The sequence below is a fragment of the Glycomyces sp. NRRL B-16210 genome (genome assembly GCF_000719515.1).
Classification (GTDB): Bacteria; Actinomycetota; Actinomycetes; order Mycobacteriales; family Micromonosporaceae; genus Glycomyces.
This window is the reverse complement of the sequence record NZ_JOGR01000001.1, coordinates 170,668-189,478: the sequence shown is the minus strand read 5'-3', so window position 1 is coordinate 189,478 and position 18,811 is coordinate 170,668. Positions and strand designations below refer to the sequence as shown.

At 67.9% G+C, this 18,811-nt stretch carries 13 protein-coding genes, 1 pseudogene and 1 CRISPR repeat array; of the genes and pseudogenes, 4 read left to right on the top strand and 10 right to left on the bottom strand.

The genetic code is table 11. The annotated features are described in order from the left end of the window. Positions 1–3,841 precede the first annotated feature (3,841 nt). Positions 3,842–4,645: a class I SAM-dependent methyltransferase gene (locus tag IF12_RS23610; RefSeq protein ID WP_051703805.1), complete on the bottom strand. Its 804-nt coding sequence runs from the start codon at positions 4,643–4,645 to the stop codon at positions 3,842–3,844. Positions 4,646–4,760: 115 nt separating this feature from the next. On the opposite strand from IF12_RS23610, the gene IF12_RS0100825 reads away from it, so the two are divergent. The 3 genes and pseudogenes from IF12_RS0100825 (at position 4,761) to IF12_RS27105 (ending at position 8,436) form a co-directional block, all read left to right on the top strand. Beyond that, complete coding sequence (locus tag IF12_RS0100825) at positions 4,761–5,129, top strand: hypothetical protein (protein WP_030144373.1); 369 nt, start codon at positions 4,761–4,763, stop codon at positions 5,127–5,129. Positions 5,130–5,354: 225 nt separating this feature from the next. Beyond that, on the top strand, positions 5,355–6,212 hold the full coding sequence (locus tag IF12_RS23605; RefSeq protein WP_081912847.1) for a cellulose binding domain-containing protein: 858 nt from the start codon (positions 5,355–5,357) through the stop codon (positions 6,210–6,212). Between the two features lie 285 nt (positions 6,213–6,497). Next, positions 6,498–8,436 (top strand): annotated as a pseudogene (locus IF12_RS27105) (cellulose binding domain-containing protein). Between the two features lie 175 nt (positions 8,437–8,611). Here the strand turns inward: IF12_RS27105 and IF12_RS0100805 are convergent. After that, positions 8,612–9,142, bottom strand: a complete 531-nt coding sequence (locus IF12_RS0100805) for a hypothetical protein (RefSeq protein ID WP_030144369.1) — start codon at positions 9,140–9,142, stop codon at positions 8,612–8,614. A gap of 263 nt (positions 9,143–9,405) precedes the next feature. On the opposite strand from IF12_RS0100805, the gene IF12_RS23600 reads away from it, so the two are divergent. Next, the gene (locus IF12_RS23600; RefSeq protein WP_081912844.1) at positions 9,406–11,607 is read left to right on the top strand and encodes a BTAD domain-containing putative transcriptional regulator; all 2,202 of its coding nucleotides are present in this window, start codon (positions 9,406–9,408) and stop codon (positions 11,605–11,607) included. Positions 11,608–11,655: 48 nt separating this feature from the next. Here the strand turns inward: IF12_RS23600 and IF12_RS0100795 are convergent, their stop codons facing one another. The 8 genes from IF12_RS0100795 to cas5e all read right to left on the bottom strand — a co-directional run bounded on the left by IF12_RS0100795 (position 11,656) and on the right by cas5e (position 18,811). Next, positions 11,656–12,270 (bottom strand): response regulator transcription factor, encoded by a 615-nt coding sequence (locus tag IF12_RS0100795; RefSeq protein WP_030144367.1) that lies wholly within the window; start codon positions 12,268–12,270, stop codon positions 11,656–11,658. After that, the gene (locus IF12_RS23595) at positions 12,267–13,409 is read right to left on the bottom strand and encodes a sensor histidine kinase (protein WP_166659555.1); all 1,143 of its coding nucleotides are present in this window, start codon (positions 13,407–13,409) and stop codon (positions 12,267–12,269) included. The genes IF12_RS0100795 and IF12_RS23595 overlap by 4 nt, the downstream gene beginning before the upstream one ends. Further along, positions 13,406–14,203, bottom strand: coding sequence for an ABC transporter permease (locus IF12_RS0100785; protein WP_030144365.1), 798 nt, complete (start codon positions 14,201–14,203; stop codon positions 13,406–13,408). The genes IF12_RS23595 and IF12_RS0100785 overlap by 4 nt, the downstream gene beginning before the upstream one ends. A 2-nt stretch (positions 14,204–14,205) precedes the next feature. Continuing rightward, on the bottom strand, positions 14,206–15,039 hold the full coding sequence (locus IF12_RS0100780) for an ABC transporter ATP-binding protein (protein ID WP_030144364.1): 834 nt from the start codon (positions 15,037–15,039) through the stop codon (positions 14,206–14,208). Positions 15,040–15,550: 511 nt separating this feature from the next. Then, positions 15,551–16,128: direct repeats of the CRISPR family, unit length 29 nt; unit sequence CGGAGCACCTCCACGTGCGTGGAGACCAG. 18 nt (positions 16,129–16,146) lie between these two features. Continuing rightward, the gene (gene cas2e / locus IF12_RS0100775; protein WP_030144363.1) at positions 16,147–16,455 is read right to left on the bottom strand and encodes a type I-E CRISPR-associated endoribonuclease Cas2e; all 309 of its coding nucleotides are present in this window, start codon (positions 16,453–16,455) and stop codon (positions 16,147–16,149) included. Positions 16,456–16,458: 3 nt separating this feature from the next. Then, on the bottom strand, positions 16,459–17,403 hold the full coding sequence (gene cas1e, locus IF12_RS0100770) for a type I-E CRISPR-associated endonuclease Cas1e (protein ID WP_030144362.1): 945 nt from the start codon (positions 17,401–17,403) through the stop codon (positions 16,459–16,461). A gap of 14 nt (positions 17,404–17,417) precedes the next feature. Further along, on the bottom strand, positions 17,418–18,074 hold the full coding sequence (gene cas6e / locus IF12_RS0100765) for a type I-E CRISPR-associated protein Cas6/Cse3/CasE (protein WP_030144361.1): 657 nt from the start codon (positions 18,072–18,074) through the stop codon (positions 17,418–17,420). Next, positions 18,071–18,811 carry a type I-E CRISPR-associated protein Cas5/CasD gene (gene cas5e, locus IF12_RS0100760; RefSeq protein WP_051703801.1) on the bottom strand — a complete coding sequence of 247 codons (741 nt, stop codon included), beginning with the start codon at positions 18,809–18,811 and terminating at the stop codon, positions 18,071–18,073. Before cas5e ends, cas6e begins: the two co-directional genes overlap by 4 nt.

The window sequence follows — 18,811 nt, the reverse complement described above, 5'->3', positions numbered from 1 at the left end:
CCCCGGGCAATAAGAATCGCCGCGCCCTCACCCGCACCCGCATCCACACCGGCACCGGAGGCAGCCCCGACCTCAGCGCCCGTTCTGGCCCAGACCGCATCTCTGGCTTCCACTTCGGGCCAAGTTCCAGCCTCCGCTCCGGCCCAAGTTCCGGCCTCGGCTCCAGCCCTAACTCCGGCTGCGATCTTGGCTCCGGCCTTCGCCTCCGCTTTTACCCCGGCTCCAGTCCTCGTGCTCGCTTCAGCACCGATAGCCCCGATAGCTCGAGCCTCGGCGCTGACCTTCGCCCCGGCCCCGAGCTTGGCCCCGACCGTTGTCGCTGCCCCGGCCCTGTCTGCGGTCCTAACTTCCGCTTCGGCCCCGAAAGCCATGATTCCGGCGCGCACTTCGGCCCCGACAACCACGGTCCCGGCGCGCACTTCGGCCCCGGCCCCTGTTCCGGCCTCTGCCTCTGGTTCCGGCCCGACCGCCAAAGCCGCGACCCCGGCCTTAGCTCCTTCCTCCGCCTTGGCTCCGACCCTGACTCCGGCGATTGGCTCTACCCCGACCCGGTCTCCGGCTCCGGACTTAGCTCCGGCCCCGGCCCCGACAGCCATGGCCTCAACCCCGGGTCCGGCGCTGACTTCGGCCCCACCGCGAGCCGCGACTCCGGCCCCGGCTTCGCCCCCGATGTTGGCCGCAGTCCCGGCCACAACTCCGACCTCAGCCCCTGTTCCGACCTTTGCCGTTACTGCCGACCCGACCCTGATCCCGGCACTGATCCCGGCTCCGGTCCTGGTGCCCACTTCGGTCCCACTCGTAGCCAAGGCCCCGGCACTCGCTCCAGCTCTAGCTTCGACTCCCGTTCTGGCTCCCGCTTCGACCTCACCGCGAGCCATGGCCCCAGCCCTGACTCCGGCCTTTGGCCCCACCCCGGCACTGGCTTCAGCTCCGGCTCCGGCACCGGCCTTGTCTCCGGCCTCGTCCGCTGCCCCGGTCCTGGCCCTGGCCCGGGCTCGGACTCCGGCCCTGGCTTCCGCTTCGGCCCCGCGAGCCATGGCCGCAGCTCCGAGCGTGGCTCCTGCCTTTGCTTCTGGTTCCGTGCCGGCACTATCTCCGGCCCCGAGCCTGGCACCCACCTCGGCCGTGATGGCCATGGCCCCAGTCCTGGCTCCCGCTTCGCCTCCGACGCCTGCCACGATCCCGGCCCCAGCCCTAGCTCCGACCTCGGTCCCGGCTCCCCTTTCGGTACCGGCGCGAGCCACGGCTCCGGACCTGACTCCGGCTGCGACATTGGCTTCGGCCCTTGCTCTTGCCTCTGCGCCGGCGCTGGCTCCGGTCCCAACTTCGGTCCTGCTCTTGACTCCCATGTCGGCCCCGACCGCAGCCACGCGCCCAGCTCCAGCTCCAGCTCCAGCTCCGACCTTGACTCCGGCCTCTTTCTCTGTCCCGGCTCCGGTCCTAGCTCCCGCCTCGGTCCCGGCGCTGCCCTCGGCCCTGGTCCCGGGCTTGGCTCCGGCCTTTGTCTCTGGTTTCAACCCGGCCCCGGCCCCGGCACTCGCCATAACCCCGGCCCTAGCTCCTGCCGCAGCTCCGGCTCCGGCCGTTTTCGCTGTCCCAGACCGGTCTCCGACTCCGGTCTTGGCTTCCGCCTCAGCCTCGAAAGCCCTAGCCCCGGCACCAACCTTGGCCACGGCCCAGAGCTTGGCTCCGGCCTTTGCTGCTGCCTCCGAACCAGTCCCGGCCTCAGCTGCGGTCCCGGCTCCCGTGTCGGCTCCGACGCGAGCCACAGCCCCGGACCCAACTCCGGCACCGGTCTCAGCTCCCGCCTTGGCCCCGATCGCCATGGCCCCAGCCCTGACTCCCGACTCGGCTCCGGCTCCGGCCCTAACTCCGGCCCGAGCCCCAGCCCCGGCTCCCGCCTCGTCTCCGAGCGCCATGGTCTCGGCACTTGCTCCTGCCCCGAGCCCCGCTTGCCCGACGCTTCTCGGGCCCACTCCTCCCGATGCCTGGGCCGTGACTGTTCCTCGGACCAGTGCTATCACCCAGCGCACCACCCGAATCCACAGCGCCACGATCGGTCCGCACTCGCGGTCGAACGCCGTCCTTCTCATCTGGTGCGCGGCGGCGAGGTCGGCCGACTTGATCAGGAACTGATCCCAGGCGTCCTCGCGCAGCTTCGAGAACCGGTGCGGCTCTTCGTACAACTCCACTGTGGTCTCCTCTCTTGCGGTTCCGGACGCCGCCTCGCACTCCGCTTCCCAGCTCTCGGGCCCGGTCCGAGAACGGCGGGGCGTGTCCGGCGACGGGCGGTCGGGCGTGATCGGCAGACCCGAAGGCCCGCCGTAGGAACGGCGGCCATCCCGGCCCTCACCGGCGCTCGGCCTCGGGCCGCTCCGACCGGGGCCGCCCTGCCAGACGCGTTCGCCATCAGAGGAGCCGGCGCCCTCGCCACGGCTCCCACCACGGCCCCCGCCACGGCCGCCGTTCTCATCGCCGTCACGACTGCGCTCGCGACTGCCGTCGCCGTCGCTAACGCTTTCCCGACTCCCGTCGTCGCCACGACCGTGTTCGCGACTCCCGCCATGACCACTCTCGTGACCCCCATGGCCGCCACGGCCACGCTCGCGACCTCCTTCGCCGTCACGACCGCGTTCCCGTTCCCCGTAACCGTCGCCATCGCGGCCCCGGCCCCGGTCCCGTTCGGCGCGTTCGGCCGACAGCCGTTCGCGGCGCTCCACCAGCGCTTCGACGTGCTCGGCCCACCCCGCCTTCGTGGGCTCCTCCTCCACCTCCCACCAAGGGATCGGGTCGGGAAGCTCGTCGCGGCGGTGGCGGCCGGTCCGCAGGTCCGGGAACCATCCCGGCGAGCCGAACGGGCCCGGGTCGAGCGGATCGTACGGCCGACGCCAGTCGATCACCCAGTCGTCGCCCTCCTTGTGCCGCAGGTGATCGGGCTCGTAGCGCGGCGAGGCCGGGTCGGTCTCGGGCGCGTCGAGGTCGCACAGGTCGGGCCGCGTCTGGTACCGGTACGCGCCCGGGGTCAGCGGGTCCGGTGACCCGTCGTTGAGGAACAGGCGGCGGCCGGCCCAGTCGTAGAACCCGTCCGGCTCATCGGAAAGCCCCGGATTCCTCGGGTGCGGGTAGACCCGGTTGTGGCGCGGATCGTCCGAGGTCGGACCGGCCTTGCCCGGGCTGAACCCGGGCACGAACCGCGTCTCGGCCGCTCGGCGGAAGCGCGCGGTCAGGTCGCCGTCGCGGGAAGCGGGCTCGGGACGCTGCTCGCGCCGGGCCTGGAAGGCAGGATCGCGACCGGTCCCCCTGGTCGGGACGGGACCGGTGTAGGCGGTCGAGTCGGTGTTGAGGTTCCCGGCGGAGTCGCGGGAATGGTTGTTTTCAGGTACGCCCGAATAGCGTATCGTCGTAGACGACACGGAAGGTCTCCTTCTTGTGTTGGGCCGCCCGGTGGGATCTGTTTGGCGATGGAGCACCACCGGGCGGCGTTTTACATTCTGACCTATATATAAAGGTCGATACGAGCTGGATGCCTCGTAAGTTTCTCCGTTCGAGACGTAAGCATGTGGACCACCAGTAGTGAAAATCTGGCGTATGTCCGATGATGACTCAAGAATCCCCGCACTGTCAACCAATGAGGCAGTTGTGTCCAGAACTTTCTCGAACACCGTTGCACCCCAAGCAATCTGAATACCGATCGAAATGCATTCGATAAGGGTAAGGGGTCTGCGGCATGGCCGCAGACCCCTTACTCAATGGCCCTTCAAGTCACCCCGGCGCGAACGATCCGACATCAAGTGATCCGGCATCTCGCGCGCCCCGCAAGGCTCCCCTGCGGGGCACCGAGTCAGTATCGCCAGACGAACTCCAGCCAAGGCGGCGCCACCGAAGTGAAGTGCTCCCAGCCGCCCGGCGCGGGGGCCTCGGCACCGGGACTGGCGTCCACTTTGCTCTGCTTCTCCGACAGGAAGGTCAGGGTGAAGCCTTCCCCGATGAGGCTGTTGACGATCCGGCCCAGGGTCTGCCGGTACTCCACGGGCTCGCGGATGGGCTGGCCGTGCGCCGACTGCTCGTAAACCCAGTCCTGATCCGGGTAGCTGACCACGGCCTCGTCCACATAGGGCTGTCGCAGCACGTAACCCTCCCCGTTCCACGCATGGTGCGTGAGCCCGGAGAAACTGGGGTTGGCGCACATCAGGTAGTAGTGGCCACCGGCACCGATGACCTTCGCGACCTCGCGGAAGACCACGCGGGAATCCGGGACGAACGTCAGCGAATACGGATGCCAGACGAGGTCGAACGCGGAGCCGTGCAGGACCGACAGGTCCCGCATGTCCCCCTGGACCGTGCGGATCTCGACCCCGTAGTGCTCCGCCGCTACGCGGTCTCGCGAGAGCTGGCTCGAGGAGATGTCGAGGACTGTCACCTCGGCCCCGAGCAGCGCGAAGGCGGCCGACTGCTGCCCGCCGCCGCCCGCGAGGCAGAGCACCTTGCGCCCCAACAGATCACCGGGGATGCCCAGCCGGTTCAGGCCCAGATACGCCCGCGCCTTCGCCACGTCCAGGTCGAGCATCGGGCGGGTGAACAAGGCGTCCCTCGCCACCAGGGCCTCCCAGCGGGCCTCGTTGTACCGATAGACGTCATCGTTCACGGCAGCAGCGTATCGACGATGCGCGCAAGGCGGAAGGGCAATTCGGGACGAGCATCACCGGCCACGGCGTGAAACTCGACCGCAATGCCTGCGGAGTGCGTGATTGAATCGGCGAATGGCCAAGAAGAAGCCCGCCACCCTGCCCTTTCTCGTCGTCGCGCGCACGGGGCCCGGTCCCTATCCGCACCCGGTCGAAGTGGCGGTGCATCCGGCCGGCGCGGACTCCCGTGTCTCGTTCTCGGTCGGCCCCCATGCCGTGAACGCGGGCGGCCAGGTCGCGCTCGCCCGAGTGCTCGACGAATCGGAGACCGGGCTGAGCCCGGTCTTCGCGCAGGAATTCGACGCGGCGGAGCTGCACTGGCTGGTGCCCCTCCTCGTGCGCCTCCATGCGGGAGAAGAGGTCAAGGAGGAGATCGTGTCGGCTTACAAAGCCCTGCACGGCAAAACCCCCGAGATAATGCAGCAGGCCCACTACGGCGCCTGACCGCGTTCACGTTCCGCACCTTGCGGTCGAAGCCGGTCCGAGGCCTCCTGAACCGAGCCCGTAGACACTGACATCTATCTATATATTGGCTATAGTGGAGGGACTGAACGGCATCCGGCCTTTCCGCTTGAGGGCGAAACCGCGCAGACATCCCAAATCGAACGCGCATTGGCGATCCCGCCCCTGAAGCGACCGGTCGAGCACCCCAACCGAATCGGAGCCTCTATGCCACTTCGCCCTTCATCGATCTTGCGTACCGCGCTCGCCGTGGGCGCGGGCCTGCTGCTCACGCTTCCCGCCACCCCTGCCGCCGCCGACGAACTCCCCGCACCCGGCACAGGGGGTTTCGTCGCCAGTGACGACGGCGAGGACAACTGCACGATCTTCTACTCAGGCGGCACGGTTCGCTGGCCGCTGGACGTCCCCGAGCCGACGACCGTGAGCGTCACCGTCTGGAAGTCGATCTTCAACAACAGCAATCCCGGCGATCCCTGCGCGCCGATCATCAACTCCGACCGGCAGGTCGAGTTCATTGCGTACGGCGACGGCGGGCCGCTCGCCGAGCACATCGAGCCGTTCGCCGTGTCCGACGGCCCCGAGTTCCCGCTGTACGAGTTCGATCTCTCGGCCGAGTCCGAGATCGAGTCGGTCACCGTCGCGGTCTGCCTCGAACGGCGCGCAGACGGCTCGACCTGGCCCGATCGCTGCGGTCCGGTCGAGACCGTCACCCCGGCCGAGGACAACGGGCCCGGCCCGGAGCCGCACTGCCGCTACGCCCTCACCGCCGACCAGTGGTGGGGCGGCGGGTTCCTCGCCGAGATCGAGATTCTCCCGCTCGCCGCCGACGCGAGCGAATGGCGGATCGAGTTCACCCTGCCCGAGGGCACCGTCATCACCGCTCTGTGGAACGGCGAGTGGACGCAGACCGGCTCGACGGTCACGGTCACCAACGCGGCCTGGAACGGCAGCGTCCACACCGGCGACTCCGTACGGATCGGCTTCACCGGCAACGGCGAGCTTCCTAGCACCGCAAGCGTCTTCGTCGACGGCGAGCAGTGCTGGGAAGTCGGAGTGGTCACGTAGTCGCCCGCGAACGCATGTTGACGACCGCTGGGGCACTGCCTGTCGGGCAGTGTCCCAGCGACGTATGCAGTCGTCTCGCACCCGGATACGGCAAGCCGCCCAGCAATTGCCGAACGCTCCCATCCTATTGCGCTTAAATCGAACTGTGTCTATACTTTGAACTACAATTGAATCGATTCAGCTTGATGTCTCGATGCAAGCGCACCGTGAAGCCCCGGCATGCCCACGGCGGCGCTCCTCCGTCGGCCTCGACGGAATCCACCCTCACGAACACGCGGAGCGATCATGCGTAAATCCCGAAATCGGCGGCTGCGAAGCCTGTCGGTGCTCGCGGCGGCCAGTCTGGTGGCCGTCGCCGTACCGGCGGTCGCGAACGTCGCCGCCCAAGCCGCCACCGGCTGCGAAGTCACCTACACCGTGCAGAACGAATGGCCCGGCGGCTATACGGCCAGCGTCAAGGCGACCAACCTCGGCAACCCGGTCTCCGCCTGGACGGTCGGCTGGAGCTTCAGCGCGGGGCAGCAGGTGACGAACTACTGGAACGCCGACCTCACGCAGTCCGGCTCGACCGTGACCGCCACGGACGTGGGCTACAACGCGAGCCTGAACACCGGCGCGAGCGTCGAGTTCGGATTCAACGGGACGTGGAACTCCTCGAACCCGGCCCCGACCTCGTTCACCCTCAACGGAGAAGCCTGCGACGGCTCGGCCGGGCCGACCGAGGACCCGACCTCGGACGAGCCCACGGACGAACCGACCGACGAGCCGACTGATGATCCGACCGAGGACCCCACCGAGGAGCCGACAGGAGAGCCCGGCCAGGGCGGCGACGGCCGCTACCAGGTCGAAGCGCTGACGCGCGGTGTCACGGTGGTGCCGTCCGGTGGGGGGAACCTCGTCTCGTGGCGGCTGCTCGGCACTGATTCCTCTGACACCGCGTTCAACGTGTACCGCAACGGGACCCTGCTCAACAGCTCGCCGCTGACCGGCGCGACGAACTACCTCGACACCGGCGGACTCCGGATGGTGTGTCGTACACGTACTCGGCCAACGACATGAGCGTCGGGGACCTCGACGGCGACGGGCAGTACGAGTACCTCGTCAAGTGGGACCCGTCCAACGCGAAGGACAATTCGCAGTCCGGCCACACCGGCAACGTCTACATCGACGCCTACGAACTCGACGGCACCCAGTTGTGGCGGATCGACTTGGGCCGCAACATCAGGGCCGGGGCGCACTACACCCAGTTCCAGGTGTTCGACTACGACGGCGACGGCCGCGCCGAGATCGCGATGAAGACCGCCGACGCCACCGTCTCCGGCACCGGACAGGTCATCGGCAACTCCGGCGTCGACCACCGCAACAGCAGCGGCTACGTCCTCGCCGGGCCCGAATACCTGACCATCTTCAACGGGCAGACCGGCGCAGCTATGGACACTGTGGACTACAACCCGCCGCGCGGCAACGTCTCCAGTTGGGGCGACAACTACGGCACGACGGCCGCCAGGACATCGTCTACGGCGCCATGGCCGTCGGCTCCAACGGACAGGCCCTGTGGAACACCGGCTTCGGCCACGGCGACGCCCTCCACGTCAGCGACTTCGACCCGAGCCGTCCCGGCCAAGAGGTCTTCATGGTGCACGAGGACGGCAGCAAGCCCTCTTCACACCTCAACAGTGGGAACGGCTCGATCCTGTTCCAGACCAGCCCCAGCGGTGACAACGGGCGCGGCGTGGCCGCGAACGTGTCCGCGTCCAACCCGGGCGCCGAATACTGGTCCTCGGCCGTCTCGGGCCTGCTGAACTCCTCGGGGCAAAACATCGGCTCGAAGCCCGCTTCGGCGAACTTCCTGTCCTGGTGGGACGGTGACGGTGAGCGGGAGCTGCTCGACGGCACCCAGATCACCAAGTACCCCTCGGGGACACTCCTGTCGGGCTCGGGCGTGGCCTCCAACAATGGCACCAAGGCCACACCGGGCCTGTCGGCCGACCTGTTCGGCGACTGGCGCGAAGAGGTCATCTGGCGCACCAGCAACGACTCCGCACTGCGGATCTACGCCACCCCGCACCAGACGAACCTGCGCATCGCCACCCTCATGCACGACGTGCAATACCGGGTCGCCATCGCCTGGCAGAACACCGCCTACAACCAGCCGCCGCACCCGAGCTTCTACATCGGCAGCGACGTGACCACCTACCCGCGGCCGGACATCCACACTCCCTGACCGGCAGCGGAATCCGGGTGAACACGCGCCCGGAGACATGAGGACTGCGGGGGCACTGCCCGATCGGGCAGTGCCCCCGCAGCGTGCGAGCGAACGTTCGGTTCACGGCCGCATCCGCGCAGGCCTCAGACGGAGGCCCTTCCCCAAGCACCGCAGTGCGTGTCGGCGACCTCGCTCAGCAGGGGCGGAAGCTCCACCATGTGACGGTGTTGACAACACCACTGTCCGGTGCCACGCTCCGGAACACCTCGTTCCCGTACTGGTCCCAGGCCCTGGCGACCGTGTCCTTCGTCTGGTTGTTGTTGAAGGGCGAAAGGCCCCACCAGTCCGTCAGAGCCCAGGTCTTGCACTCCCAGAAGTTGAACCTCGTGCCCCGCACTTCGATGCAGAAGTACTCGTAGGTGCAGCTGATGGCCGCGGTCGAGAAGTCCGACCCGGTGTACAGCGGGTCGACGGTGACGTCGAGGCCGTCGTAGCTGATCTCGGTGGCGGAGATCTGCGTGCCGCCGGGGATGCCCTCCAGCACTTCGTCGACGCGATCTTGCAGGTCGGCGGCCTGGTCCGCGGTGAGACCGGAGGCGATCGCCTCCGCGGTGAAATCGGCCGCGTCGTCGCTGCCGACGGCGACCGCCGGGGCCGCCGCGGCCCCGGCCAGCGAGAGCGCCGCGACCATAGCGGCGAACATGTACAGGATGCGTTTGCGCATGTGGTTTCTCCTCTGATTCGGTTCGGCCCCTGGGGATTCCGATCCGGAGTCGCTGCGACGCCGATGCAGGGGTGAACTCTCGGAAGCATGTCCCCGACCGGCACGCGTTCGGCACGGTTCGCGCACGCAGCGTGTGCGACCAGGGGATCCGAGGGCCGCCGGAACTCGTGCACGGAGCGTGCACGGGACCTGCATGAGCGTGGTTTTCGATACCCTGAGCGCAGGATTTCCTGGGTCAAAAGCCATCGGGAGGCATCGCCGCAGTGGAGTTTCGAATCCTGGGCGCACTCGAAGTACGGCACGAGGACCGCGTGGTGCCCATCAGCGGTGTGCAGCAGCGGAAGGCACTGGCGGTGCTGCTGTTGGAGGAGGGCCGCACGGTGTCGATGCAGCGGCTCATCGAGGCGCTCTGGGGCGGCGAGCCGCCCGCGACCGCGCGGCGCCAGGTGCGGAACATCGTTGCGGCCGTGCGGAGGAACCTGGCCGAGGCCGATCCGATCGAGCGGTCGGGGGACGGGTACCGGCTCCGGACGGACGCGACCGACTGGAACGGCTTCCGCGGTGAGGTCGCCGAGGCGAAGGCGGCCGCCGATCACGTCGCGACCCGTCGCCTGCTGCGGCGGGCGCTCGAACGCTGGCGGGGGCCGGTGCTGGCCGGGCTCGACAGCGAGCTGATCAGCACGGCGGCGCTCGGCATGGAGGAGGAGCGGCTCGCCGCGTTCGAGGACCTCTACGAGGCGGAGCTCGCGCTGGGGCTGCACAGGGAGATGGTGGGCGAGGTGCGGTCGCTCGCGGCCGAGCACCCGTACCGCCAGCGTCTCAGCGGCCATCTGATGCTCGCGCTGTACCGTTCGGGCGACTGCGCCGCGGCGCTGCGGGTGTACACCGAGCTGGGCGAGAGGCTCGCGGACGAACTCGGCATCGAACCGGACCGATCGCTCCGGGAGCTGTACGTCGACATCCTGCGCGAGGACCCGGGACTCGACCTGCCGCCGGAAGCGGCCCGGCCGGAAGCGGAGCCGGCGAAGGTCGCTGAGGCGCGAGCCGAGATTCCCGCGACGACCCCGGAAGTGCCGGCCGTCCCGGTATCCGTCGCCGAGCCCGTCGTCGCGAACTCGGTCTGGCCGCCGTCGAGGGCGATGGCACGAACGATCGCGATCGCCTTGGTGGTGTGCGTGATCGGGTTGGGGGCCTCGCGGGACGAACTCGGCCTGCACCCGGCGCGGGAGCACCTCGGCCAGGCGACCGTGGGATTCGGGCCCTTGGACGATCCTCTGTGGACTTACCCGGCGCTGGAGTCGGGGAGCGGGGTGATGATGGTCGACGCGGGCCTGCTCGTGCTCGACCGGTTCAACCTCCGCTTGGAGGTCGACGGCGAGGTGCGCTGGTCGAACTACCTCGACTCGCAGACGATCCCGAAGGCGTCCGTCATCGGCGACACGATCGTGCTCTCCTCCAGCTATCCCAGTGACCAGCCGTGGAACACCGGTTTGCTGACCGGGATCGACATCGCTACGGGGCGGGAGATCTGGCGGAGCTGGGATCGGTGGCCGGTGGGCACGATCGACGGGATGATCATCAGCGTCGGCTGCGAGCGAACGGCGAACGGGGCGACCGGCTCTTGCCTGATGGAGGCGGTGCACCCGCGAACCGGGCGCTCGCGATGGATGACCTGGCTGGAGGACCGTTCCGTCCCTGTGCGGTCGGAGATCCCGTACGGCAGCCCCTGGGGAGGGCCGCTCCCATCGGATTACGTGCTGATCCATTCCTATGAGGACACCGAGACGGGCTCGACCGATCGCCTGCGGGTCTACGCGGCCGACACCGGGGAGTCGGTGAGCGAGTTCGACTACAGCGGGGTGGAGAGCGCGCAGGTCAACGGCGGACTCTTGATCCTGCACAAGCGGAGCACCTTCGTGACGGAGGGCCGTTGCGAGGCTCGGGTCGCGACCTACGACATCTCGTCCGCCGAATTGCGCTGGGAACGGTTCATCGACACCCCGGCGGACAGCGCCGACAGGTGCCTGCCGCTGCCGACGTTGGAAGGCGCGGACGACCTCTTCCCGGCGACGTTGGGCCAGGCGGCGTCGGTGGTCTGGGCGCGGAGCGGGGAGCTGCAATGGACGGTGCCGGAACCGTCTGCGGCGCAACTGCTTGTGGACGATTCCATCGTGACGAGCGACCCGGATTCGGCAGACCTCGCGGTGTGGGGCGTGTGGTCGCACGAGAAGCGCTGGACGGCGAAGGCGGGCGAGCTGATGTGGGCGCGCGGGGCGACGCTGTGGGTGCTGGACCGGACGGCGGTGGACTCGGATTGCGGTGGCGTCGTGGGCTATTCGCTGAAGACGGGAGACTGCGTGTGCCTGCCGGGTTCGCTGGTGTTCATCACCGATGACGTGGTGGTGACCGCGGACGACGGAGTGTGGAAGGCATGGAGGGCGGATCCGTGGGCGCAAGCCGGCTAGGCGTCCGGCATTGGCGCGAAAGGCGATCAATCCCCCTGGGATTGCGACCTAAAGCTCGAGAAGCCCGCGTCGGATGGCGGAGGTCACTGCGGCCGTGCGGTCGTTGACGCCGAGCTTCTGATAGGTGCGCAGAAGGTGCGTCTTCACCGTGGCCTCGCTGATGTGGAGTCGTTTGCCGATGTCGGCGTTCGAGGCGCCGTCCGCGACGAGGCGCAGCACTTCGAGTTCGCGCTCGGAGAGGCCTTGTCCGCGAGGCGATCGCACGGCGCCGACCAGCCTGGCGGCGACCGTCGGGGCGAGGACCGTCTCTCCGCGCGAGGCCGAGCGGATGGCCTTCACGAGTTCGGCGATGGGCGCGTCCTTGAGCAGGTAGCCGACTGCGCCGGCGGCGACGGCGCGGATGATGTCGGCGTCGGTCTCGTAGGTGGTCAGCACGACTACGTTCGCCGTGCGCGCCAAGTGCTTCGTGGCGGTGACGCCGTCGCCGCCGGGCATGCGCAGGTCCATGAGGATCACGTCGGGAGCGAGATCCGGGGCGGTCACCTGGGCCTCGTCGCCGGAGCCGGCCTCGCCGACGACCTCGATATCGGGTTCACCGGCGAGCATCCCGCGCAGGCCGGATCGCACCACGGGGTGGTCGTCCACGAGCATCACGCGGATCATGCGGGCACCTCCAGCCGCACCATGGCGCCTTGGCCGGGGGCCGACTCCACCGCGAACCCGCCGCCGAGACCGACGATCCGGTTCCGGGTCCCGACGAGGCCGAACCCCGAGGACGGCACCGAGGGATCGAAGCCGGGCCCGTCATCCGAAACCAGAACGACCACCTCAGATTCCCGGTACTGCACCCGCATCCGCACCAGAGCCCCCGAGGCGTGTTTGTCCACATTGCGCAACAGCTCCTGCACGGCGCGTACCAGGGCGACCGCCGTGGCGGGCGCGAGATGCCGAGGCTCGCCGTCCACCTCGAATCCCGCGCCGGCCGCCTCGGCCAGCTCGGCGAGGGCGGTATCGGCGCGGACCTCTGGGGCGTCGTCGGTGGCCAACGTCTCGACCATCGCCCTGGTCTCGGCCAGGTTCGCGCGGGCGGTCTGCTCGATGAGGTCGAGGTGCTCCCCGCGTTGACCTGCGTCCTTGGAGGCCCGCACGGCCTGGGAGAGCATGACAATGCTGCTCAGACCCTGGGTGACGGTGTCGTGGAGCTCGGCGGACAGGCGACGGCGCTCGGAGGCGACCCCGGCCTCATGGGAGAGGCGTTCGACCTCGGCGCGGCTCGCCTTGAGCTCTTCGATGAGTTCGTAGCGGTCGACGCTCTGGTCGATGATGCGGTGGATGAACGTGCCGAAGGCGACCGACAGGATCGCAGCGACGGTGCAGGCGGGGACGGCCTGCAACACCGGCTCGCCTTCGATGGCGCGCACGAGGACCGGAACGAAGTTGAGCGCCACCATCACGGGGACGGTCGGCCGCCAGGGCACGAGCCAGTACAGGTGCGCAATGATCGGGATGAGCAGGGCGAGACTTTCGCTCTCGCTGAGCCCCAACGGGATGAACAGGGCGAGCACGCCGAGCCGGTAGAGGTGGACGATCCGGGAATCGGTCTGGCGGCCGGTGAAGCCGGCGGTGATGATGCGGCGGCCGAGGACCAGGTACCAGAGCACCAGGGCGGCGATCCAGCCCGATGCCGAAAGGGCACCGGCCAAGTCGGCGGCGCGCCAGACCAACACGCTGACGACCACAATAGACACCGCAAAAAAGCACTCCCAGTAGCGGAAGTTCCGGCTCCAAGCGTGCTGCCTCATCGGGTGAGGCTGCTCCGCCAGCGAAAAGTGGTCAGGCACAGCAGCAATCCTCCAAGACACCACAGTGCCAGGATGAGGGCGGTCCTGCCCAGCTCCCATTGGCCGACGGGCTCTTGGGCGGCCATGTGGTCGGGCAGGAGGGCGGCGCGGAAGCCCTGGGCGAGCCATTTGACGGGGAAGACGGCGCCGATGGAGGCCATCCAGTCGGGCACGTTACCAAGGGGGACATAGACACCGGAGATGAAGAGCAGGACGGTGTAGGGAAGCGTGGTCATCGCCCCGGCGCTGCGGGCGCTGCGCGCCAGGCTGGAGGCGGCGATGCCGAGGAGCGAACAGGAGGTGACCCCGAGGACGAAGAGCCACGCCATGGTGATCCAGGAGCCCAGGCCGCTCGGCAGCGTCACATCGAACATCAGCACGCCGATGGCCAGCAGCAGAACAAGTTCGGCGATGCTGGCGACCACCACGAGGACGATCTTGCCCAAGAAGAAAGAGACCGGAGGCATGGGGAGCGAGCGGAGCCGCTTGAGGGTGCCGTCATCACGCTCGACGGCGATGGCGGTGCCGAGGTTGACGAACGAGGTGGACACGATCCCGGCGGCGGCGAAGCTGGCGGTGAGCACCTGCCCGCCGCCGACGCTCCCTAGACCGGCACTCTGATCGAAGACCGAACCCAGCAAGAACAGAAGCACCGCAGGGAAGGCGAACGTGAAAACCACCGAGCTGCGCTCGCGGAAGAACTGCTTGAGTTCGATGGAACCCCTGGAAACACCGAGGACCAACGCATGGGGCATGGTCACGACGAGATCTCCTGCCCGATGAGCCGGAGATAAATATCCTCAAGCGACGGACGCCCGACCGTGAGACCGGGCACCTCTCCACCGAAGCCGGCACTCAACTCATTGATGAAACCGACAGGCGAAGCGGTGGTTGCGGAACCACCGTCCCAGGAGACGACGACCTCCCGGTCATCGACAAGCTCGGAGACGGTCCCAGAGGCCCGAATCCTCCCATCCGCAATGACCGCAATGCGATCGGCGAGTGCTTCGGCCTCGTCGAGGTAATGGGTGGTGAGCAGGACCGAGGTCCCATCGGACGCCAGCTTCCGAATGAGGCCCCAGAACTGATGCCGCGCTTCGGGATCGAACCCGGTCGTCGGTTCGTCGAGGAACAGCACCTCGGGATTGCCGACGACCCCAAGGGCGACATCGACACGGCGGCGCTGTCCCCCGGAAAGCTGCCGAAGCTTCCGCCGAGCCTGCCCGACCAGGCCGACCTCGGCGATCACCTGCTCAGGATCACGAGGACGCGGGTAGTACCCGGCGAAATGCCGGACAACCTCCCCAACCGTAAGTTCGAGCAGATCATTCGCGGCCTGCGAGACGATCCCCAACCGGGCCCGAAACCGCCGGTCGGCCCGAGCGGGATCGGTCCCGAGCACGGATACGGAGCCGCCATCGCGAGGAAGCTGAGCCGAGAGAATCTGCACGGTAGTGGACTTGCCGGCCCCATTGGGCCCCAAGACCGCAAGGGTCTCACCCCGAAAAACCTCAAGATCAAGCCCGGCGACTGCGGCAGTGGACCCATACATTTTGCGCAAACCACGCACGCGGATAACTGATTCATCCATACCCCAAGCCTGAACCGCAAGAGCCCCGACCGCGACGACCAAAGGAGGGAACCAGGTTGTCCCCCAACCGGTTGACAGAACACCGAAAGAACCCAGGCGGCACCGAATAAAGCGGGCAGAAACCCAGCCCTGAGCCCGCCCTTAAAAACAACAATGCCAGCGCTCAAAACACCGCAAAAACAACCCAACTCCAACGAATACACGAAAACTCAGGGCCGATAAACCTCGCTGCGCACCAACAACATGCCCCGCAACGCAATAGATCGGATCAACCCGATCCGGCCCACCACCGGCGCCCCTGAAGAAGAAGCAAGATCAGATCAACCAAGGAGTTCCCAAAGGACATCAGCACTCTCCCTATTCTTCGGCGCCCAACCTGCGAAGACCACCCCGGTCATCCACGCACCCCGATATTCCCCCAAGCCCGCAACCATGTCCAACCCAGCCACGTTGGGTCAACCACGTAGGTTGAGCGCAGCCACCGGCCCCTGCTGGGCCCAGAGTTCCTGCCAGAAGCGCCTCCACATGCGTGGAGAGCAGACCAGGCCCGCTGGGCGGGCCAGCTGGAGGCTCGGAGCACCTCCACGTGCGTGGAGAGCAGATTACGGGAGTACGGGATCCCGGGGCGCAGGGCGGAGCACCTCCACGTGCGTGGAGACCAGCTGGCGCGGCAGGCAGTTGCGGTCATGGACCGCGGAGCACCTCCACGTGCGTGGAGACCAGAGCGCCGCCTGCGACTGGCCACCGCCCACTAACGGAGCACCTCCACGTGCGTGGAGACCAGCCCGCCGGGGAGCCGGTAGTCGCGCCCGGTCGCGGAGCACCTCCACGTGCGTGGAGACCAGCTCGTCGAGGGCCCCGAGTCGGCCGACCATCACGGAGCACCTCCACGTGCGTGGAGACCAGGTCGATCCACAGATCGGGTGGTGCCTGACCTACGGAGCACCTCCACGTGCGTGGAGAGCAGGAAATCGTAGTCGCGTCCGCTGCAAGTTCCGGCGGAGCACCTCCACGTGCGTGGAGAGCAGGTGGAGACGGGGGCGATGCGGACGTTGCATTACGGAGCACCTCCACGTGCGTGGAGAGCAGACTCCCTGAACTGGGAGTTTACTTCGGCTCTTGTTCGTTTTCTGCTTCGAACTGGATGAGCTGAAGACCATCGAAGTCCACAACTCTGCGGCGGCGCGTGCCCGCCGTCCGGATCACGAACCGTTGCTCCCGCTCCACATGCGGGTAGACGCAACTCGCCGCCCCCTCCCCCACCGAGCCGCTCACCGCCTCCCACAGTTCGTCCCTGACCCTCGCGGACAACGTCCCAACATAAAAACCCGGCGTCGGCTCAACCATCCATCGGGTAAGAGCGCCCCGAACATGCTCCGGCACCGCCGTAGTCGAGATGACGACAAGATTGGCCATGAATCACCAGTCCGGTTCATCATCGGCATGGTTGACCCCCGCAGCGACCTCTCCGACCTCCGGATCCCACAAGTGCACCAACTGCGGATTCACCAGCTCAGGCCCGTCAGCGTTCTCAGGGTCCAGCAGCCACTGCAAGTCCTTCACAATCTGCGGAAGCAACTTGAAAGCACGGAACTCCTCGCGCAGCCGCCTGCGGGCCTCCCGTTGCGGATTCGGAGACCGCTGGAGCGAGAAGGCAAGTGGAACCGTGTGCTTCGCCTTGTAAAGATCGGCGACATCGTAGACGAACGCGTGCTGCTTACCGCTGTGCACGAATTCGAGTGCGGGCGAGCATCCAAGGCCGAAAATCGCCGCATGGCACACGCCGTACAGCGCGGTGTTCGCGGAGGACAGCGCCTGGTTCACCGGGCTTTGCGCATCCCAATCATGCGGGTCGTAGTTGCGCCTGAACCCTCGGATGCCATGGCGGTCGGCCAGGCTGCGGTACAAGGACTTCATGCGTGCGCCTTCGAGGCCACGCAGTTGCGCCAGACCGGTCTCCGCCTCCACGGCCACACCGAAGCGGAGGCTGAACATGCGCTGGGCGACCTCCAGGCGAGTCACGTCATCCGCCCAAGCGCGGGCCTGCTTCTCCAGCCATCCCGTGGACAACGCACTCGACTGGCTCGCCGCGTACATCCGAATGCCGCCGGCGCCGGTGAACAGCACCGTGGTGTTGTGGCGTGCAAGCGTCGCCATGGCCGGCTGGGTGATCGAGGTTCCCGGTCCCATAAGGACACAAGCAATAGCTGCAACGGGCAGGTAGACCCGGTCGATCCGGCCGGAGCGCTCGACCTGTGCGCAGACACCGGTGTCGTCTTGGACGATGCGGACCGTCTCCAGGTAGAGGAACGAGAGGCTGTCTGCGACGCGCGGAAGCATCGCCAAGGCGGGGGCGCCGAGCATCTTCCTCGGATCGGTCACTCCCGGCCCCCTCGACCCGCGTCGCCGACAAGGGCGACACTGAGCAATCCGCAACCGTAGCTTCGGGATCGGCCCAGGCCGCCGCGAATCGTCTCGCGTACCGCGTCGGGGTCGGAGACCGTCGCCAAGCCGTCGAACTGGGCGCGGGAATGATGGCCGCGTCCTTTGACGATCGTGTCGGGCAAAGGCCGCCAGTCGGCGGACAGGATCGCAAGTCCCGCCGCGGGGGCGCGCTCGGTCCACCAGCCGACGGCCGCCGGGCCGCGGAACGTGTGGAGCTTCCCGATCATCTCCTTCTTCGGCGCGCTGTTGCCCCAGCGTTTGGTGGGGTTGGCGACGATCCGGTACCGGATCGTCGTTCCAGAGTGGATCGACTCGAGTTGGGCGGCGAGCGAGCGGGTCGCCGCTTGGAGGACCCCGTCCATCGGCAGGGTGTCCAGGCGCGGTTCGTCGGTGGTCTGCACCAGGACCCTCACGTCGCGAGAGCCTCCTTCCACGCGAAAGAGCAGGCCCGCGGCCCGGCGCGGATGATCGCCCAGGCTCTCGGGAGCCAAATGCATGAGCCACGCGTGCTGGCGGCCGCCATCGGCCAAAAGCGTGCGGGTCGAGCGGTGCCGGGGGTCGAGGACGAGGCGGGTCAACCAGGGGCTCATGTTTCGCTCCGGCCCATGAAGTCGCCCAACGCGATGAGCAGGTCTCCGGTCCCGTTGCAGGCGCGTGCGTCCGGCAGGTGTTCGGTGGTCCGGACGATCGGTCGGCTCCGGTAGTTGCGGTCGCCCTGCGGGAACGAGTCGCAGTCGTCGAACATCTCGCTCCAAGCGTCGAGGTCGCTGGCGCTGGCGGTGCGCACGAAGTCCACACGTGCCCCGTCCGGCCCCTGTCCGGACCGCTGCGGGAGCGGGGCGGTCTTCAGCGCGAAATCGGCGTCTGCCATGCGTCCCAGGAACATCGGCTGCTCAGGCGGGCATGAACGACGCCCGAGGAAAGGCTGCCACCGGGGCGATTCGAGTGCGCCCTGAGCGAGGTCGAGAGCATGGGAGGGCCCTGTGCAGGCGACGGTGAAGACCGCGTCGGCCAGGTAGTGGCGCCGGGTGATGATCGCCGAATCCTTGCGTTTGCCTTCAGCAGTGGGGATCCCGCGCTTGCGCGGGTAGCCCCCGCCGACGGTGTGAAAGTCGATCATGCGCACGCCCGGCCGGTCGATGCGCACGGTGAAGTCCAGCTCGGTCAGTGCCCCGAGCGGCTCGCCTCGGCGGATCCCGGCGGCGCAGGCGATGAGTCCGAGCAGGCCGGAGCGGGTCGGGAAGTCGGCAGTGTCCTTCTCCCCGAAGGTGCCGCGCTCGCCCCATGCCTGCATCGGTCCGGCGAGGCGGAGGATCAGAGCGTCCAC